Source organism: Citricoccus sp. (assembly GCF_035445025.1).
Lineage (GTDB): Bacteria > Actinomycetota > Actinomycetes > Actinomycetales > Micrococcaceae > Citricoccus.
Genome location: NZ_DAOMPX010000019.1, coordinates 24,121 through 42,635, shown reverse-complemented (window position 1 = coordinate 42,635; position 18,515 = coordinate 24,121). Strand labels below are relative to the sequence as shown.

Sequence of the window (18,515 nt, the reverse complement as noted above, 5' to 3'; positions counted from 1 at the left end):
GTCGCCGACCGGTCGGGCCGGGCCGACTGCGGGGGTCGCATGGCCGGGCGTTCACGGTGCGGCGACTCCTGGTGGCCCTGCGGCGGTGCCGGCGTGACGGGCGGGTGCGGCCTCGGGAGTCGTCGTGGACGTCCGGTTCCGGGCGAACCCGCCTCCGTCGCGTGCCGGACGGAAGGGAAAGTCTGTAGCCCCTCAAGGATACCCTCTCGCCCCTCACCCGGGACCTTCCCCCGCGGCGCCGCTCACCGCAGGCGTAGACTGGTCGCCATGTCCGTACGTCCCGTGACCTCCCCCGAGGCCTCCGTCGCCACCGGTTCCGCCGCAGGCTCGACCCCCGAGTCCCTGCCCTGGCTGCGCGCGTTGCTCATCGTGGGCGGGACGCTGACCGCCGTGTCCTTCGCCGCCACGGTGCTGCTCCTGGCGTCCTACTTCCTCCAGATCACGGCCTGGCCCGTGTTCTACTGGTTCGGACTCTTCGGGCTCCCGCTCGGCTTCGCGCTGATGCTCGCGTTCGTGGTGATCAAGGCGGTGCTCAGGCGCCGCGCCTGACCCGGTCGCCGAAGCCATGACGGCCGTCTCGCTGACGAGCCACCTCGCCCGGTGGCCGGACCACCGACTGCACCGCCTGTTCCGGCTCCGGCCAGACCTCTGCCATCCGCCCGTTCCCGATCTCGCCGCCCTCGCGGCGAGGGCCAGCACCCAGATGTCCGTGCTGCGTGCCCTCGACGGCCTGGACCGGGCCCACCTCGACGTCCTCGAGGCCATGGCGGCCCTCGCCGGGGCACCCCGGATCCCCGGCGCCGTCCAGGGTGCCCCGGGCCGCCGGGTCCCCGACGCCGGGGCGGTCGTCACCCGCGCCCGCCTCGCCGTGTTCCTGGGGACCGCCGGTCCTGACGATCCCTGTTCCGACGCCGTGGACTCGGTCCTGCATGACCTGGCGGACGCCGCCCTGGTGCTGCCCGCCGGTGACGGCTGGCAGTTGCCCTTGGCCGTCACCACCGCGCTCGGCTCCCATCCGCTGGGCCTGGGGCGCAGCCTGGCGGTGCTCGTACCCGAGGACGGCCCCGCCGGCCCCGGCGGACGGCCCACCCGCCCGGGTCCCGCCCCGGCCGGCGAACCGCCGACGGACCGCGCCGGGGTCCTCGCGGCCCTCGGCCACCGCACCGGGGACCCCGAGCTGCTGGCCCGGGCCACCGCCGCCCTGGACGTGCTGCAGTCCGCTCCGGTGGCGCGGTTGCCCGCACCACCGGGACCGGTCCACGACCTGCTCCTGGACACCGGCCTGCTGGTCCGGACCGGCCGGTTGCCGGACGGCACCGACCTGGCCGAGCACCCCCTCGAGGCCGGGTTGGCCTGGCGCGACGGAACCGCCGGACGCCGGCTGGGGGTCACCGCGCCGCCGCCGCAGGACCGCACCGTGCCCACCGCGCTGTCCTCGAACGCCGCCCTGGCCGCCATCACCGACCTGTTGCGCGGTTGCGCCGACCTCCTGGACGGACTGCTCGAGGGACTGCCGACCCTGCGCTCGGGCGGTGTCGGCGTCCGGGAGGTGAAACGGCTGGCCGACTCCACCGGTTCGGCGCCCGAGGACACCTCCTGGCTGCTGGAACTGCTCGCCGCGGCCGGTCTCCTGGTCCTGGATCCGGACACCTCCCGCTGGGTCGTCGCCGCCGAGGCGGCGGACTGGCAACGCAGCGAGCGCCAGGTGCAGTGGGAGGCACTCGTCCTGGGCTGGCTGGGCAGCGGACGCGCGCCCCTGCTCGGCCCGGCGCCCACGGCCGGTGGCGTTCCGTCCGGCTCCTCGTCCGGAGCAGCGCCCTCGGCGGCGGGTGGCGGGCGGGCGCTGGCCTCCGACCGGAACCGGCCCGATGCGCCCGGGCTGCGGGCCGCCGTGCTGGAGACCGCCCTCGAGCTCGCGGGGGAACGGCCGGGTGTGCTGCTGGATGAGGCGGTGGCCCGGCGCCTCCGGTGGCGCAGCCCCCGCCAGTCCGCCCGGACCGCTCCGTTCACCGCACCGCTGCTGGCCGAGGCCGCCCGGCTCGGCCTGACCGGCGCCGGTGCCCTCACCGTGGCCGGTGCCCTCGTCGCCGCCGGTCGCCTCGGCGAGGCCGCCGACGCCGTCGGGACGGCACTTCCCGCTCCCCTGACCCGGGTGCGCCTGCAGGGTGACCTGACCGCCGTGGCCCCCGGGTACCTCGATCCCGAGGTGGCGCGGACGCTGGCGACGATGGCCGACGCCGAGGGTGACGGTGCCGCCCGGGTCTACCGGTTCTCCGACGACTCCCTGTACCGCGCGCTGGACACGGGGCTGGATGCGACCGCGATCGAGCAGTTCCTCGACGCGCACTCCGAGGACGAGTTGCCGCAGTCGCTGCGCTATCTGGTCCGGGACGTCGCGCGCCGCCATGGGGCGGTGACCGTCGGATCCGCCGGGTCCTGGCTGCGGGTGGAGGACGAGGCCCTGCTGGATGCGATCGTCGCCGATCCGGTCCTGGCCGACGCCGGACTGGAGCGGGTGGCACCCACGGTCGCGGTGTCCCCGGTCGGCGAGCGCGAACTGCACAGGATGCTCGCCGGCGCCGGACACCGGTCCTCCCGTCGGCGGGGCACACCGGACCGCAGCGGGACCCCGGCCTCCGCCGGGGCCGGCGCGGCCGGCGCCGGGCCGTCCAGGCTGCGGCGGGCGACCCCGGAGAGCGGGACGGTGGAGTCCGTGTTCCCGGCCCCCGTCCGGGCGGTGCGGTGGACGCCCAGCGAGGAGGAGCTGGCCGCCCAGGTCGCCCGGCTGCGGGCCGCGCCGCGTCCCTCGCCCAGCGGACCGGGCACCGAGGAGGCCGTCGTGCTGTTGCGCCACGCCGCCCGGCAGCGGAGCACGGTCGACCTGGTCACCGTGGACCAGCGGGGCCATCGGCAGTCGCTGCGGGTGGTGCCGCTGGCCGTGGCCGGTGGCCGCGTCCGCTGCCTCGTCCCCTCCCGCGAGGCCGAGACGGTGGTGCCGCTCCACCGCGTCGTCTCCGCCGAGCCCGCCGGGGCAGCCGAGCCCGTGACCGCCGCCGCATCCCCCACGACCGACCAGGAGGACCCATGCCCGACGGACCGTTGATCGTACAGTCGGACAAGACCGTGCTGCTCGAGGTGGACCACCCGGACGCCACCGAGGCCCGGCACGCGCTGGCCTCGTTCGCCGAGCTCGAACGCGCACCGGAGCACGTGCACACCTACCGGATCACGAACCTGGGCCTGTGGAACGCCCGCGCGGCCGGGGTGGACGCCGAACGCGTGCTCGACGTCCTGCTGACCCACTCGCGCTACCCGGTGCCCCATGCGCTGCTGGTGGACATCGACGACACCATGAGCCGCTACGGCCGGCTGCGGCTGGAGAACGACCCCGTCCACGGCCTCGTCCTGCGCACCGACGACCATCCGGTGCTCGAGGAGGTCCTGCACGCCCGGAAGACCGCGGACATGTTCGGTCCCCGCATCGACGGCCGGACCGTGGTGGTCCACGTGGCCAGCCGCGGACAGCTCAAGCAGGCCCTGCTCAGGCTCGGCTGGCCCGCCGAGGACGCCGCGGGTTACGTGGACGGCACGCCCTACCCGATCGGGCTCACCGAGGTGCCGGAGACCGGTGAGCTTGCGGACGGGGAGTATCCGGACGGTGACGCGGTCGACACCGTCCCGAGGGAGCCCTGGCGACTGCGCCCGTACCAGCGCATGGCGGTGGAGAACTTCTGGGCGGGCGGGTCCGGGGTCGTGGTGCTGCCGTGCGGGGCGGGCAAGACCCTCGTGGGCGCAGGCGCCATGGCGACCGCGGGCGCCACCACGCTGATCCTGGTGACGAACACGGTCTCGGCGCGGCAGTGGAAGGCCGAGCTGCTGCGACGGACCACGCTGACCGAGACCGAGATCGGTGAGTACTCGGGGGCGGTCAAGGAGGTCCGCCCGGTCACGATCGCCACCTACCAGGTGCTGACCGCCAAACGGGGCGGGATCTATCCGCACCTGGAGCTGGTCAACGACCACGACTGGGGGCTGATCATCTACGACGAGGTGCACCTGCTGCCCGCGCCCATCTTCCGGCTGACGGCGGACCTGCAGGCCAGGCGTCGGCTGGGGCTGACCGCCACCCTGGTGCGTGAGGACGGCCGGGAGTCCGAGGTGTTCTCGCTGATCGGGCCGAAGCGCTACGACGCCCCGTGGAAGGACATCGAGGCCCAGGGCTACATCGCCCCGGCCGAGTGCATCGAGGTGCGGGTGGAGCTGCCCAGGGATGAACGGGTGGCCTACGCGATGGCCGAGGACGCCGACAGGTATCGGCTGTGCTCAACCTCCGAGGTGAAGCTGCCCGTGGTGCGCTCCATCCTCGGACGGCACCCCGGTGAGCAGGTGCTGGTCATCGGCCAGTACCTCGACCAGCTCGAGGAACTCGGGGAGCTCCTGGAGGCTCCCGTGCTGACCGGGTCGACACCGGTGGCGGAGCGCCAACGTCTCTTCGGCGCCTTCCGGGACGGGGAGATAGGGGTCCTGGTGGTGTCGAAGGTGGCCAACTTCTCGATCGACCTGCCCGAGGCCTCGGTGGCCGTGCAGGTCTCCGGGGCCTACGGTTCCCGCCAGGAGGAGGCCCAGCGTCTCGGCCGGCTGTTGCGCCCGAAGGAGGACGGGAAGTCCGCCCACTTCTACACCGTGGTCTCCCGCGACACGCTGGACCAGGACTACGCCCAGAAGCGGCAGCGGTTCCTGGCCGAGCAGGGGTACGCGTACACGATCCTCGACGCCGCGGACCTGGCCCAGCCCTAGGGAAGGTGCCCGCTGCCGTCGACGTGGCGGTGGATACGCAGCCCGGGACCGTCCGGCACCCCGGAAACCTCGCTCAGCCAACGTTCAGGAAATGCTCAGCGAACGGGTGGACGATGGAATCCATGAAGTCCAAAGAGCCCGAAGCCAAGCTCCTGGTCGTCGATGACGAGCCCAATATCCGAGAGCTGCTGTCCACCTCCCTGCGGTTCGCCGGGTTCGAGGTGGTGGCGGCCGCGAATGGCCGCGAGGCCCTGGCCGCGGCGGAGAAGGACCAGCCGGACCTGGCCGTCCTGGACGTGATGCTGCCGGACATGGACGGCTTCACGGTCACCCGCAAGCTCCGCGCCGCCGGCCGTCACTTCCCGGTCGTGTTCCTCACCGCCCGCGATGACACCGAGGACAAGGTCACCGGGCTGACCGTCGGCGGTGACGACTACGTCACCAAGCCGTTCTCCCTCGACGAGGTGGTCGCCCGCATCCGGGCCGTGCTGCGCCGCACCGCCCCGGCCGACGGCGACGACGCCGTCCTGAGGGTCGACGACCTCGAGCTCGACGACGACGCCCATGAGGTGCGCCGGGCCGGCGAGGTGGTGGAACTGTCCCCCACCGAGTTCAAGCTGCTGCGCTACCTGATGATGAACCCCAACCGCGTGCTGTCCAAGGCGCAGATCCTGGACCACGTCTGGGAGTACGACTTCAACGGGGACGCCTCGATCGTGGAGTCGTACATCTCCTACCTCCGCCGGAAGATCGACCGCCCCGACCTGCCGGACATGATCCAGACCAAGCGCGGCGTCGGCTACCTGCTGCGCTCCGCTGAGAAGCGCTGACCGTCCGTATCCTTGATGGCATGCCCCCACCCGTGAACCACAACGGGCGCTTCCGGCCGTTCCACGAGATCGTCCGGACCTGGAAGACCTCCTCGTTGCGCACCCAGCTGGTGGTCATGACCAGCGGCCTGATGCTGCTGGCCGTGGCCGTGACCGCCGCGCTGACCGCGTCCCTGTTCCGGCAGGAACTGGTGCGGCAGATCGACGAGGACCTGTTCGCCAACCGCAGCAACGTCTCGGTCTACCTGACCAGCCTCGGCATGGGCACGGACTATTTCTCCTCGCCCCAGTCCATCCTGCGCTTCTACGGCGAACTGCAGGACAACGAGGGGCGGACCACCACGAAGTCCTCCTTCACCGGAGTCGACGAGGACCGGCCGGTCATTCCCGGGATGACGGCACAGGAGGTCCTGTCGAGGGGCACCCAGGCATTCGAGGTCCCCGGAACCCACGCGGACTCCCGCGGGTGGCGGGTGCAGGTCTACCGCCTGGAGTCCGGTGAGGGATCCCTGGCCATCGCGCTGCCCCTGGAACCGGTGTACAGCTCCGTGGACCGGGTGATGTCCCTCGTGGCCACCATCGGCCTGCTGGCCACTGCGGGCGCCTCGGCGATCGCCTACGCCGTGACCACCCGCGCCTTCCGTCCGCTGCTGCGGGTGGAGCGCACGGCGGCCCAGATCGCGGCCGGCGACCTCTCCCAGCGTGTGGAGATGGGCGCCCCGGACACCGAGGTCGGCCGGCTGTCCCGGTCCCTGAACGCCATGCTGGCGCATATCGAGACCGCGTTCCGGTCCAAGGAGCAGTCCGAGGAACGCATGCGCCGGTTCATCCAGGACGCCTCGCACGAGTTGCGCACTCCGCTGGTCACCATCCGGGGCTTCTCCGAGCTCTACCGGCACGGCGGGATCTCCGAGAAGGAGGACGTGGACGCCGCCATGGGCCGGATCGAGGGTGAGGCCAAGCGCATGAGCCAGCTCGTGGAGGACCTGCTGACGCTGGCCCGCCTGGACGAACAGCGTCCGCTGGACCATGAGCCGGTCGACCTGATGATGCTGGCCCACGACGCCGTCCTGGACGCCCGCGTCAACGCGCCGGACCGGGAGGTCAGGCTCGAGGGGCTCGACGGCGGCCGCGCCGGTTCCGCGCCCACCTCCGGGGACGAGGGCCGGTTGCGGCAGGTGGTGGCCAACCTCGTGACCAACGCCCTGCGGTACACCCCGGAGGGCACTCCGCTGGAGATCGCCGTCGGCACGGTGGACGTGCTGCCGGGGTCGGTCGACTCCGACGGCCAGCAGGTGCACGGTTCGCGCGACTCCGTGATCGAGATCCGGGACCACGGGCCCGGCATCGACGAGGACGACGCGGCCCGGGTCTTCGAGCGCTTCTACCGGGCGGACTCCTCACGCCAGCGGGAGACCGGCGGCACGGGCCTGGGGCTGGCCATCGTCGCGGCGATCGTCGCCCAGCACGACGGCACCGTGCGGCTGACCCAGACGCCCGGGGGCGGCGCCACCCTCTCCGTGCGACTGCCCTGGATCCCCGCCGCACAGGACCAGGACGAGCAGTCCGACGAGGACGGGACGGACCAGGCTGAGGACGGGGCCCCCGCCGCAGACGCGGACCTGCCGGTGGACGGGGACGAACCCTCCCGCGAGCAGTCCGGCGCCGGCGGACCGGCGAACGGCAGTCAGCCGACCGGCAGGCAGGTGACCACGGGGAAACCGGCGCGGAACGGACGCGGCGTGATGCGTGGCCGGCGCAAGCCGCCCCTCCCGCCGCGTCCTGCACAGGCGCCCGGCGGGCCGGCGTCCTCCACAACGGAGTAGGACGCCCTGCCGGGTGCCCGACGGGGTTCCTAGCGTGGACGGGGAGCCGGACCACTCCGGCCCGGTCGGTCCGACCGCCTCGCGGCGGCCGGACCGGCATCCAGATCCCTCACCACAGGAGTGAACATGGCACTCGTCCAGATCGACACCGAAGACCTGATGGCCAAGAGCCAGGCCGTGGAGGGCTCCATCGGCCGGCTGCAGTCCGAGGTCAACGCGATGGAGGCCAACCTCCGCCAGCTGCAGGACACCTGGCGCGGCCAGGCCTCGAACAACTTCCAGACCATCCTGACCGAGTGGCGGGCCACCCAGGCCCGCGTCGAGGAGTCGCTGGTGTCCATCCGCGGGGCCATGACCCATGCGGCCCAGCAGTACCTGGACGCCGAGACCGCGAACGCCTCGATGTTCCGCGGTTGACCTCCCGGCCCTGACGTCTGCCGGGTGGGTGGAGGTGCGCAGGCAATCCATCTCCAGCCACCCGGCGGAAACCTAGGATGGGGACCATGGCCGTGCTGATCGATCCGGCACGGTGGCCCGCCCACGGCACCGTGTTCTCCCACCTGGTCTCGGACCACTCCCTGGCGGAACTGCACGCCTTCGCCGAGGAGGCCGGGATCCCCCGCCGCGCCTTCGACGGCGATCACTATGACGTCCCCGTCGAGCGATACCCGGCCCTGGTGGCGTTGGGCGCGGAGGAGGTCAGCGGCGCCGAGCTCGTCCGTCGCCTGGTCGCCTCCGGGTTGCGCATCCCGGCCAGCCACCGGCCGGGCAAGCTGGACAAGATCCTCACCCAGCGGTTCAACCGGTTGCTGCCCGGTCACTCCCCCCTCGAGCGCGAACCCGTGGTGGCAGACCTGCTGGCCCGGTGGTCCGAACCCCACCGCCACTACCACGACCGTTCCCACCTGCTGGCCGTGCTGAAGAGCGTCGACCTGTTGCTGCGCCAGGGAGAGGACTGCGGTCGCTGGGACCGGGCCGTCAAGCTGGCCGCCTGGTTCCATGACGCCGTCTACCGCGGCGACCCCGGCCGGCCGCCCGGGCAGGACGAGGAGGACTCCGCGGTGCTGGCGGAGACCGTCCTGTCGGATCTCGGACTGCCGGACCCGGAGATCGCGGAGACGGCCCGGCTGGTCCGGCTGACCACCACTCACGACCCGGACCCCCTGGACCGCTCCGGCGCCGTGCTCAGTGACGCGGACCTGGAGGTGCTGGGACGTGGTCGCGGTGACTACGCGCGGTACCTGGCCGCCGTCCGGAAGGACTTCTCGCACGTGCCGGACGATGCCTTCGCCGCAGGCCGGGCCGCCGTCGTGCAGTCCCTGCTGGACGCCGACCCGCTGTACCGGACCGCGACGGGTCACCGGATGTGGGACGGGGCGGCCCGCCGCAACCTCTCCGCGGAGCTGCACCCGACCTCCCGGTGGTGGTCCCGCCGCTGACGGTCCGGAACCGGGCCGGGACACGAGAAGGCCCGGCCCCCGGGAGACAAACCGGGAACCGGGCCTTCGCCGTCACTGGCGTTCGAGGCGGGATCAGTCCCGCCCGGACGGCCGGTGATGCCTGCTAGGAGCAGGTCATCACATCATGCCGCCCATACCGCCCATGCCGCCCATGTCGTCGCCACCCGGCATGGCAGCGGCCGGCTCAGGCTTGTCGGCCACGACGGCCTCGGTGGTCAGGAACAGGCCGGCGATCGAGGCGGCGTTCTGCAGGGCAGAGCGGGTCACCTTGACCGGGTCGTTGATGCCGGCGGCCAGCAGGTCCTCGTACTCACCGGTGGCGGCGTTCAGGCCGTGGCCGGCGGCCAGGCCCTTGACCTTGGCTGCCACCACGCCCGGCTCCAGGCCGGCGTTGTAGGCGATCTGCTTCATCGGGGCCTCAATGGCGACCTTGACGATGTTGGCACCGGTGGCCTCGTCACCCTCGAGGGACAGCGAGTCGAAGGCCTTGGTGCCGGCCTGGATCAGGGCGACGCCACCGCCGGCGACGATGCCCTCCTCCACGGCGGCCTTGGCGTTGCGCACGGCGTCCTCGATGCGGTGCTTGCGCTCCTTGAGCTCCACCTCGGTGGCGGCACCGGCCTTGATGACGGCCACGCCGCCGGCCAGCTTGGCCAGGCGCTCCTGCAGCTTCTCGCGGTCGTAGTCGGAGTCGGTGTTCTCGATCTCGGCACGGATCTGGCTGACCCGTCCGGCGATCTCCTCGGCGTCACCGGCACCCTCGACGATGGTGGTCTCGTCCTTGGTGACGACGACCTTGCGGGCGGTGCCCAGCAGGTCCAGGGTGGCGTTCTCCAGCTTGAGGCCGACCTCCTCGGAGATGACCTGGCCACCGGTGAGGATGGCGATGTCGGCCAGCATGGCCTTGCGGCGGTCGCCGAAGCCCGGGGCCTTGACGGCCACGGACTTGAAGGTGCCGCGGATCTTGTTGACCACCAGGGTGGCCAGGGCCTCGCCCTCGACGTCCTCGGCGATGATCAGCAGCGGCTTGCCGGACTGCATGACCTTCTCCAGCAGGGACACCATGTCCTTCACGTTGGAGATCTTGGAGTTGACGATGAGGATGTACGGATCCTCCAGCACGGTCTCCTGGCGCTCCGCGTCGGTGACGAAGTAGCCGGAGATGTAGCCCTTGTCGAAGCGCATGCCCTCGGTGAGCTCGAGCTCCAGGCCGAAGGTCTGGGACTCCTCGACGGTGACGACGCCCTCCTTGCCGACCTTGTCCAGGGCCTCGGCGATCAGGGCGCCGATCTGCGGGTCGGCGGCGGAGATCGACGCGGTGGCGGCGATCTGCTCCTTGGTCTCGATCTCCTTGGCGGAGGCGATGAGCTCGGCGGTGACGGCCTCCACGGCCTTCTCGATGCCGCGCTTCAGGGACAGCGGGTCGGCGCCGGCGGCCACGTTGCGCAGGCCTTCCTTGACCAGGGCCTGGGCCAGCACGGTGGCGGTGGTGGTGCCGTCGCCGGCGACGTCGTCGGTCTTCTTGGCGACCTCCTTGACGAGCTCGGCGCCGATCTTCTCGTACGGATCCTCGAGCTCGATCTCCTTGGCGATGGAGACACCGTCGTTGGTGATGGTGGGCGCGCCCCACTTCTTCTCCAGCACCACGTTGCGGCCGCGCGGGCCGAGGGTCACCTTGACGGCGTCGGCAAGGGTGTTCAGGCCCTTCTCCAGGCCGCGGCGCGCCTCTTCGTCGAATGCAATGGTCTTGGCCATGTGTGCACTGTCCTTTCTGGACCTTGGCGTTGCTTGGCAGTGTTCAACCGACCTGTGCAGTGCCCGCGACGGACGGCCCTGGGCCGGGCCTCACCACGTTCAGGTCAAACTCGTGGCGCGGACCACCCGCATGCCTGCGGGCCTTGGCAGTCCGAACCACTGAGTGCTAGTCCATATTTAGCACTCGGCACACCCGAGTGCAAACATCGGGCCGGGCCCCGGACGGTTGTTCAGCGGGCAGGGGAATCCGCGTCCGGAACGCGGGGTGCGCATCGGGACGTCAGCCGGCGTAGGACGCGGTGACCACCACGGCGATGCCGGGGATCCGCCCGTCATAGACCGCCGGCAGCCCGAGCCGGGCCGCGACCGCCTGGGCGGTGACCGGGTTCGACGAGTAGAAGACCGCGGAGGAGGACACCGGGTATCCCGACCAGTTCCCGGCGGTGGCCACCGTGAAGCCGGAACCGGAGAGGGTGCCGCCGACCCGGCCGGCCAGCCCGTTGACCCGGGAGGCGTTGTAGACCTCCACCGGGAAGGAGTAGTCCACCGTCTGAGGCTCCTGGGTCTGCGTGGGAGTCGGCGTGGGTTCCGGCGTCTTCGTGGGCTGCGGGGTCGTGGTCTTCCGCGGCGTCGTACTGGGTTCCGGAGACCGGGCCGGTGGCGCGGACGACGACGCCGCCCTGGCCGTGCCGGAGGCCGACGGGTCGGCGGTCCCCGCCCCGGAACCGGGCCGGGTCATTCCCGGGGAGGTTGCCTGCCCCGGTGCCGCCGACCCGGACACCGACGCCTCCGCAGCACCGGGCCGGGCGGTCTCCTGGACCCGCAGCGTGGGCAGGATGAAGTACGAGAACGCCCCGATCACCAGGGCCAGGGCGGCGGCGAGCGAGATCCAGGTCAGCCCGGACGGGCCGGTGCCGCCGGACGGCTCCGCCACGGCCCGATGGCCGCCCTTGCGGTTGCGGTATTCGGGCACGTCATCGAACTGATCGCGCGGGTACTCAGTCATGGACCATCATCACCAGATCTTCGGCACCGGGCGGCGCCGTGGTGGCTGCCGCGGACGTGGCCACGGCCCCATGACCGTGGCGCTCAGGCCTCCTGCCGCCTGGCGCTGCGGGCCCGGTGGCGAGTCGTCCGTAGTCTACGCAATCTCTTGACCAGCATCGGCTTGTGGGCCAGGGCCTCCTGGCGGTCGAGCAGGCCGTTGAGCACCTGGTAGTACGTGGTGGCCGAGATGGAGAACCGGTCGCGGATCGCCTGGTCCTTCGCCCCGCCGTACTTCCACCACTGGTCCTCGAAGTCCAGGATGTCCCGGTCCCGCTCGGACAGTGCCGACGACGACGCCCCGGGCTCCTGCCCGCCCGCGCCCTCCTGCCCGTCGTCCTGCCCCCGGTCAGCGCGCGGGTCGTCCTCGCGCTCCGAGGGGACGGGGTCAGCTGCAGTCATGGGAAGGTCCTTCCGGGAAGTGGTCCCCCGCCGCGCATCTGTTCGGGCACCCACGGCGCTGGACGGAGTACTCCACAGTCTACTCCGCCGAACTACAGCGGTGTCATTCGATAGTCTGCACCGATGAGACTGCTCGAACCACTGGATCCCGGATGGGAGCGCGCCCTGGCGCCCCAGCAGGAGGCCCTGGACGCCGTCGGGCGCGAGGTCAAGGCCCGGCGGGCCGACGGGGAGCAGGTCCTCCCGGCGCCGGAGAACATCCTGCGGGCCTTCCGGCAGCCCTTCGACGAGGTCCGGGTGCTGATCCTGGGCCAGGACCCCTATCCCACGCCGGGGCACCCGATCGGGATGAGCTTCGCCGTGGACCGGCACGTGTCACCGCTGCCGCGCTCACTCGTGAACATCTACCAGGAGCTGTCCGAGGACCTCGGCATCCCCCCGGCCCCCCACGGTGACCTGACCGCCTGGACCGGGCAGGGCGTGCTGCTGCTGAACCGGGTCCTGACCGTGGCCGCCGGCCAGCCCGCCAGCCACCGGGGGCTGGGGTGGGAGCGGGTGACCGAGGCCGCCGTGGAGGCACTGTCCGGACGAGGCACCCCGCTGGTGGCCATCCTGTGGGGTGCCGATGCACGGAAGATGGCCCCGGTGCTGCAGCGCCACGCGCCCGCGGACGCGCCCCTGGGGATCATCGAGTCTGCCCACCCGTCCCCGCTCTCGGCCCGGCGCGGGTTCTTCGGCTCGCGGCCGTTCAGCCGCACGAACGAGCTGCTGGAGCAGTGGGGCGCCGAGCCGGTCGACTGGCGCGTCGACCACTCCTGACCACTCCGGCCACACCGTGCGGACCGGTCAGCGGCGGCCGATCCGGCGCCGTTCGTTGGCCTGCAGGGCGGTGGTGAACGGACGGGCCAGGGTGTCGCCCAGGACCACGCCGGCGGCGATGGCCATGATGGTGGCGGAGGCGTTGAACAGCCCGACGAGCCCGTCCACGAGGGCGCCGCTGTCCATGGCGATGCCGTACATGGACCGGAAGATGGTCAGTCCGGGCAGCAGGAACAGGATGGCCGGCACGGCCACCACGAGCTGGGGCGCGCCCATCCTCAGGGCCACGTACCGGCCCACGGCGCCGATGACCACGGCGGCGATGGCGGGGGTCAGCCGGGGTCCCACGCCCAGGGCCTCCGCGCCGGCGTAGGCCACGAAACCCGTCAGGGACACCAGGGCGGTGGGCAGCAGCAGCTTCCACTCGGACTGCTCGAAGATCGAGTCCCAGACGGCCGCCAGGAAGACGAGCAGGCCCATGAACCAGACCGGGTACGTCGAGGAGCTGGCGTTGTCCACGTCCAGTTCCGCGAAGCCCATCAGGCTGGCGAACACCACGGCGGACATGATCCCCGCGATCAGCGCCGCGAAGATGAGGGCTGCGGAGACGAACCTGCCGGCGGCGGTCACGGGGAAGCCGTTGATCGCGTCCTGCACCGCGGAGACGAAGCGGCCCGACGGCAACAGGAGCATGATCCCGCCGGCCACCACCAGGGACGGCCCCAGCGGCACGTCGAGCTCGAAGAGCACCAGGGCGATCACGGTGGCGATGAAGCCACCGGCCATCGTGGCGAAGAACTCCGGGATCCGGGCCCGGCCCATCACGTCCATCACGGTGATCAGCAGCGAGGTGGACAGCAGGGCCACCCCCGCCCCGACCAGCCCGCCGCCGACGAACAGCACGAAGGTGGCCGCGAACAGCCCGGCGGACAGGGTGTTGAGCCACTTCGGGAACGGCTTGGGCTTGTGCCGGATGTCGGCCAGCCGCTGCTGGGCCTCGTCCCGGTCCACCTCTCCGGCGGCGATCGCGGACACCAGCCGGTGCATCAGCGCCAGCCCCGCGTAGTTCTGCGACCAGGACCGCACCACGCGCTGCAGCGTGTACGGCGTCTTGCCGGCGGGTGCGTAGTTCAGCGAGATCGACTGGTTGGTGATGTCCACCTCGGTCTCGTGCACGCCGAAGGCCTGGGTCACCACGATGATCGAGGTCTCCACCTCGAGCGCACCGGCGCCGAAGCGGAAGAGGGTCTCCGCCAGTTTCAGCGCGAAGTCCAGGGTGGCCCGCTCGTCGGCGTCCGCCAGCCGGGTGGTGCGCAGGTAGGGGTTGGCGTACGGGCTGCCGGCGATCCGGTCCACCATGGACAGGGCCTGCGTCGGCAACGGTTCCGAGTACATGATCCGCCGGATCGCCGAGCTGCCTGAGAACCGCAACCGCGGCTTCTTCGGCCCCCGCAGGGCCACCGGGACGGTCGGCGGCTCGCCGGTGACCGGCTCGGAGGGCGCCAGCACGGACTGCGGCACCGGCACGGAGCTGGGCGGCTCCGTGATCGGGGTGTCGGTGACGGGCCCCACGCCGGCGCCGTCGGCGACGACGGGGGCAGCGACCGTGGGCTGCGGGCCGGTCGCCGGAGCGGGCGCCTGGGCGGCGGTGGGGGTCTGACTGGTCGGCACGTGGCCGGCGGCCTCGGCCGCCGGGCCCAGGGGGAAGTCCGTGATCGAGCTCGTGGCGGGGGCGCCCTCCTCGACGGCGGGATGGCCGGAGGCGGGGTGTTCCCCGCAGGGCGCTCCCGCGGGAGTCTGTGCCGCGGGACGGATGATGGGGATCTGAGACAGTTCCACGGGCGGTTCCTGGATGCGCCGGCGTCCCGATCGCGTCCTGGCCTGATCGTCCACGGCTGCCTCTCCTCCTGTCCCGTCCGTACCGGTCGCGGTGCCTCCCGCACCGCCGCCCGTCGTACTCTCCGCTGTCCTGTCCCTGCCCGGTTCGGGCCCCGGTCCGGGGTGGACGGGCGGCCCACGGCACACTGTAGTGCCCCCATTAACGACTGAAGGGCCCGTACCGGGCCCTTCAGGAATGGTGGATCTTACTGGACTCGAACCAGCGACCTCTCGCGTGTGAAGCGAACGCTCTAACCAACTGAGCTAAAGATCCAACAGCGTGCCAGCGCCTTCCCCGTCAGGGGTTGACAGCTATGAAAGCTTAGCAGAACCGGGGCCCAACCCGAAAACGGGCCGCGCGAGCCGCGGTGACGGCCGGTCGGCGCGGCGCACCTACGATGAACGGCATGGACTCCTTCACGCGGCTGGGCAGGCACCCGGCCTTCCGGACCGGTGCCTCCGTCGCCGTGGCCACGGGCCTCTACGGGATCTCCTTCGGCGCCCTCGGGGTCGCGGCGGGGCTGGACGTGTGGCAGACGATCGCCCTGAGCGCGCTGATGTTCACGGGTGGTTCACAGTTCGCCTTCGTGGGAGTGCTGGCCGGCGGGGGCGGGGGCGCCGCGGCCACGGGTGCCGCCAGCCTGCTCGGGGTCCGCAACGCCGTCTACGGGGTCCAGCTCAACGCCATGATGCGGCCCGGTCCCGCCCTGAAGCCACTGGCCGCCCACGTGACCATCGATGAGTCCGCGGCCACGTCCATGGCCCAGCCCGATCCGCACGGGCGCCGCATCGGGTTCTGGACGGCCGGCGTCGGGGTGTGGCTGACGTGGGTGGCCTTCACGGTGCTCGGCGCGGTCGCCGGGGACCTGATGGGCGACCCGAAGGCCTGGGGGCTGGACGGTGCGGCCGCCGCGGCGATGCTCGGCCTGCTGTGGCCCCGGTTGAAGACCGGTGACGCCTGGGCCCTGGCGGCGGTGACGGCGCTCGTCACCACGATCGCCCTGCCGGCACTGCCCTCCGGGATCCCGATCCTGGTCGCCGGGGCCGTGGCGGGGCTGTGGGGCTGGTTCGGGGCCCCGGCACGCCGGGGGCGTGGCCCGCGGGGAGGCCAGCCGGGGCCTGCACGGACGGAACGGACCGGCACGAGGGAGTCGACGGCGTGAGCACGTGGGAATGGGTCCTGCTGGCGAGCGCGATCGCCTTCGGCACCAAGTTGCTGGGCTACCTCGTGCCCGCCACGGTCCTGGATGACCCGAGGATGCTGCGCACGGCCAACGCGGTGACCATCGGGCTGCTGTCCGCGCTCGTGGTGATGAACGCCGCCGCCGCCGGCCAGGGACTGGCACTGGACGCCCGGCTCGGCGCGGTCGTGGCCGCCGCGGTCGCGCTGGTGCTGCGCGCCCCGTTCCTGGTGGTCGTGATCACCGGGGCGGTGGCCGCGGCCGGATTGCGCCTGCTCGGCGTCCCCTGATCAGCCGGTCCGTCAGCGGCGGGTCATCGCGCCGTGATGGAGGCGACCCAGGTGGACTTCAGCCCCGCACGGGACCGGAGCTGGTTGCCCGTGATCCGTGCGGTCGCGCCGTTCGCGGCCGTCGCCGTCACGTACTGCACCGAGCCCGCCCCGTCCCGCGTGAACCGGACCGAGTGCACGCTGGGCAGTCCGAAGGCCTGGGCCATCGCGGCCTGGCTGATCGTCTGCGTCCAGGAGGCATTCGGGTTGTTCGCGGCGGCGGAGAGGCTGTAGGGGTCCGGCCTGCCCTGCAGGTACGGCACCGCGTTGCCCCAGACGTCCTGCGCCGAGCGGGTGTGGCCGCCGCTGGAGGAGAAGTACGTGGCGTCGATGATCGACCCACGGTGCCACAGGCTCTTCGCCGCCACCGGTGAGGAGGTCGGATCGCCCGGCCGGGCGCGCGTCACGGTCGCGTCCACGGCGGCCTTCCATCGGTTCCCGTAGCGGCCGCCACCCTCGTTCTCCTTGGCCCAGCCGGTGAACTTCTGTGAGCGCACCTCGTCCCAGACGTGGCAGCCGCACTCGGCCTTGAGCGTGTTCATGTTCCGCAGCGCGTAGGAGCGTCCGGCCACGGCCTGGGCCTGGAGCGCGGTGGCGGGCCAGGAGGAGGGCATCTCGGCCAGGCCGTAGAGGTACTCGTCGTTCATCCGTAGTTCGGTGACCACGTTGAGCTTGCCGTTGACCACCGAGATGACGAGCTTCCCGTGGCGCAGGTCCAGGGGCTGGCTTCCGTTCGCGGCCGGCACCCGGACGGTGGCGGCCTCCGACGAGTCCGGTGACCAGAACCGGGTGCCGGGCCACTCCAGGACAGCGGAGGCAGACCGCTTCCGCTTCCCGTCCGGCATGGTGACGAGCACGGCTCCGCCGTCCGCGGCGAGGCGCACCGCGCCGCGGGCCTGCAGCACCGTTCCGGCGATCCGGACGCGCTGCAGGCCCGGCGTCCCGCCGGCGAGCCTCGTGGCCTGGATCGTAGTCGACTGCGGGGAGGCCAGGTGGACGGAGATGTTGGTGGCCGCCCGGTGCGCGGACTGGGTGACGTCCGCACCGGAGTAGTAGTACCGCAGGATGTGCTCGACCGAGCGGCCCTCCTCGGCCATGGCCCGGGCGCCGTACTGGCTCATGCCCGCTCCGTGCCCCCAGCCGGACCCCCTGACCGTGAAGCTGGTCGGCGGCCGTCCGCTGGGGGGCCGGGTCCCCACCAGGTCTGCGTGGGCCCGGTGCAGGAACGCCGAGGCGTGGCCGCGGGTGATGTCCTGCTGTTGCCGGAAGGAACCGTCGTTGAAACCCGCGGTGATGCCCCGCGCCGCGGCCCAGGTGATGGCCCGGTAGTTGGGTGAGGACGGCCCGAGGTCGGTGAAGGGACTGGTCGCCGGCGGCGTGGAGGACTCGTCGGCCAGCCGGTAGAGGAAGGCGGTCAGCTCCCCGCGGGTCACCGGTTCGCCCGGACCGAAGGTGCCGTCGGCCCGGCCCACGGTGGCACCCGTGTCTGCCAGCCAGGAGATCGCGGTGAAGTGCGGGCCCCCCGGGGCCACGTCCGAGAAGTCGCGTTGCTGGTCGACGGTGACCTCCGGCCGGACCTGGCGGTACAGGAAGGCGGCCATCTCGCCACGGGTGATCGGCTGGCCGGGCCTGAAGGTCCCGTCGGCGTATCCCACGGTGATGCCCCTGCAGGCCATCCACATGATGTCGCCACGGAAGGCGGCCCCCGCCGGGACATCGGTGAAGTCCGTCCGCTCGCACGATTCCGTCGCGGCCCGGGCGCTGCCGGCCGGCAGGGACGCGGGAGCCACGAGGAGGGCCATCGCGGCGATGAGCACCGAGGCCACGACGCCCCGGGACCACGTGCGTCCGGCCCGCCGGCCGGCAGGACGGCCACCGGCCGGCGTCGGCACGGTGGCGGGTTCCCGGGACGGGACGGAACGGACTGGCACGGTGGATCTCCCCTGGTCAACGGGACATCGTGGCGCCCGGCGGCGGTGCGCGCGTCCCGGGGGGCCTATGCCACCGCGGCACGCCCGGCCGTCCGTTCCTGCGGGCCGGCACCCCGCGCGGGGGACGAAGACCCCCGCCCCGCCGGCACGAGGGCCGGCAGGACGGGGTTCGCAGAGCCCCCTACCGGATTCGAACCGGTGACCCCCTGTTTACAAGACAGGTGCTCTGGCCAGCTGAGCTAAGGAGGCGAGAAGGGCCGGGC

At 72.3% G+C, this 18,515-nt stretch carries 15 protein-coding genes and 2 tRNA genes; 10 read left to right on the top strand and 7 right to left on the bottom strand.

All coding sequences use genetic code 11. The annotated features are described in order from the left end of the window. Positions 1 to 267: 267 nt before the first annotated feature. The 7 genes from PLJ28_RS08150 (at position 268) to PLJ28_RS08120 (ending at position 8,892) form a co-directional block, all read left to right on the top strand. Complete coding sequence (locus PLJ28_RS08150; RefSeq protein ID WP_183523415.1) at positions 268 to 549, top strand: hypothetical protein; 282 nt, start codon at positions 268 to 270, stop codon at positions 547 to 549. Between the two features lie 16 nt (positions 550 to 565). Next, a complete protein-coding gene (locus PLJ28_RS08145) occupies positions 566 to 3,103 on the top strand; it encodes a helicase-associated domain-containing protein (RefSeq protein ID WP_324590021.1) in 2,538 nt (845 codons plus the stop codon). Next, positions 3,085 to 4,797: a DNA repair helicase XPB gene (locus PLJ28_RS08140; protein WP_183523412.1), complete on the top strand. Its 1,713-nt coding sequence runs from the start codon at positions 3,085 to 3,087 to the stop codon at positions 4,795 to 4,797. Before PLJ28_RS08145 ends, PLJ28_RS08140 begins: the two co-directional genes overlap by 19 nt. A 122-nt stretch (positions 4,798 to 4,919) precedes the next feature. Then, positions 4,920 to 5,627, top strand: coding sequence for a response regulator transcription factor (locus tag PLJ28_RS08135; RefSeq protein WP_010145005.1), 708 nt, complete (start codon positions 4,920 to 4,922; stop codon positions 5,625 to 5,627). A 32-nt stretch (positions 5,628 to 5,659) separates the two neighbouring features. Further along, positions 5,660 to 7,453: a sensor histidine kinase gene (locus PLJ28_RS08130; protein WP_183528104.1), complete on the top strand. Its 1,794-nt coding sequence runs from the start codon at positions 5,660 to 5,662 to the stop codon at positions 7,451 to 7,453. 126 nt (positions 7,454 to 7,579) lie between these two features. Beyond that, positions 7,580 to 7,870 (top strand): WXG100 family type VII secretion target, encoded by a 291-nt coding sequence (locus PLJ28_RS08125; protein WP_183523410.1) that lies wholly within the window; start codon positions 7,580 to 7,582, stop codon positions 7,868 to 7,870. An 86-nt stretch (positions 7,871 to 7,956) separates the two neighbouring features. Continuing rightward, entirely contained in the window at positions 7,957 to 8,892 is a 936-nt protein-coding gene (locus tag PLJ28_RS08120) for a DUF4031 domain-containing protein (protein WP_183523408.1), read from the top strand. A gap of 138 nt (positions 8,893 to 9,030) precedes the next feature. On the opposite strand, the gene groL is transcribed toward PLJ28_RS08120, so the two are convergent. From groL to PLJ28_RS08105, 3 genes are all read right to left on the bottom strand, one after another. Beyond that, positions 9,031 to 10,668 (bottom strand): chaperonin GroEL, encoded by a 1,638-nt coding sequence (gene groL / locus PLJ28_RS08115; RefSeq protein WP_183523406.1) that lies wholly within the window; start codon positions 10,666 to 10,668, stop codon positions 9,031 to 9,033. Between the two features lie 280 nt (positions 10,669 to 10,948). Further along, on the bottom strand, positions 10,949 to 11,674 hold the full coding sequence (locus PLJ28_RS08110) for a LytR C-terminal domain-containing protein (protein ID WP_183523404.1): 726 nt from the start codon (positions 11,672 to 11,674) through the stop codon (positions 10,949 to 10,951). A gap of 83 nt (positions 11,675 to 11,757) precedes the next feature. After that, the gene (locus PLJ28_RS08105) at positions 11,758 to 12,114 is read right to left on the bottom strand and encodes a DUF3263 domain-containing protein (protein ID WP_183523402.1); all 357 of its coding nucleotides are present in this window, start codon (positions 12,112 to 12,114) and stop codon (positions 11,758 to 11,760) included. A 123-nt stretch (positions 12,115 to 12,237) separates the two neighbouring features. On the opposite strand from PLJ28_RS08105, the gene PLJ28_RS08100 reads away from it, so the two are divergent. Continuing rightward, positions 12,238 to 12,933 carry a uracil-DNA glycosylase gene (locus PLJ28_RS08100; RefSeq protein WP_183523400.1) on the top strand — a complete coding sequence of 232 codons (696 nt, stop codon included), beginning with the start codon at positions 12,238 to 12,240 and terminating at the stop codon, positions 12,931 to 12,933. Positions 12,934 to 12,960: 27 nt separating this feature from the next. On the opposite strand, the gene PLJ28_RS08095 is transcribed toward PLJ28_RS08100, so the two are convergent. After that, on the bottom strand, positions 12,961 to 14,772 hold the full coding sequence (locus PLJ28_RS08095) for a threonine/serine exporter family protein (protein WP_183523398.1): 1,812 nt from the start codon (positions 14,770 to 14,772) through the stop codon (positions 12,961 to 12,963). Between the two features lie 236 nt (positions 14,773 to 15,008). After that, positions 15,009 to 15,085: transfer RNA gene (locus PLJ28_RS08090), tRNA-Val, on the bottom strand. Positions 15,086 to 15,218: 133 nt separating this feature from the next. Here PLJ28_RS08090 and PLJ28_RS08085 point away from each other — a divergent pair. Further along, positions 15,219 to 15,974 carry an AzlC family ABC transporter permease gene (locus PLJ28_RS08085; protein ID WP_370577031.1) on the top strand — a complete coding sequence of 252 codons (756 nt, stop codon included), beginning with the start codon at positions 15,219 to 15,221 and terminating at the stop codon, positions 15,972 to 15,974. After that, positions 15,971 to 16,282: an AzlD domain-containing protein gene (locus tag PLJ28_RS08080; RefSeq protein ID WP_183523393.1), complete on the top strand. Its 312-nt coding sequence runs from the start codon at positions 15,971 to 15,973 to the stop codon at positions 16,280 to 16,282. The genes PLJ28_RS08085 and PLJ28_RS08080 overlap by 4 nt, the downstream gene beginning before the upstream one ends. 23 nt (positions 16,283 to 16,305) lie before the next feature. On the opposite strand, the gene PLJ28_RS08075 is transcribed toward PLJ28_RS08080, so the two are convergent. Together PLJ28_RS08075 and PLJ28_RS08070 are read right to left on the bottom strand one after the other, a co-directional pair. Further along, positions 16,306 to 18,252 carry a SpoIID/LytB domain-containing protein gene (locus PLJ28_RS08075; protein ID WP_298042641.1) on the bottom strand — a complete coding sequence of 649 codons (1,947 nt, stop codon included), beginning with the start codon at positions 18,250 to 18,252 and terminating at the stop codon, positions 16,306 to 16,308. Positions 18,253 to 18,427: 175 nt separating this feature from the next. Further along, positions 18,428 to 18,501: transfer RNA gene (locus tag PLJ28_RS08070), tRNA-Thr, on the bottom strand. Positions 18,502 to 18,515 lie beyond the last annotated feature (14 nt).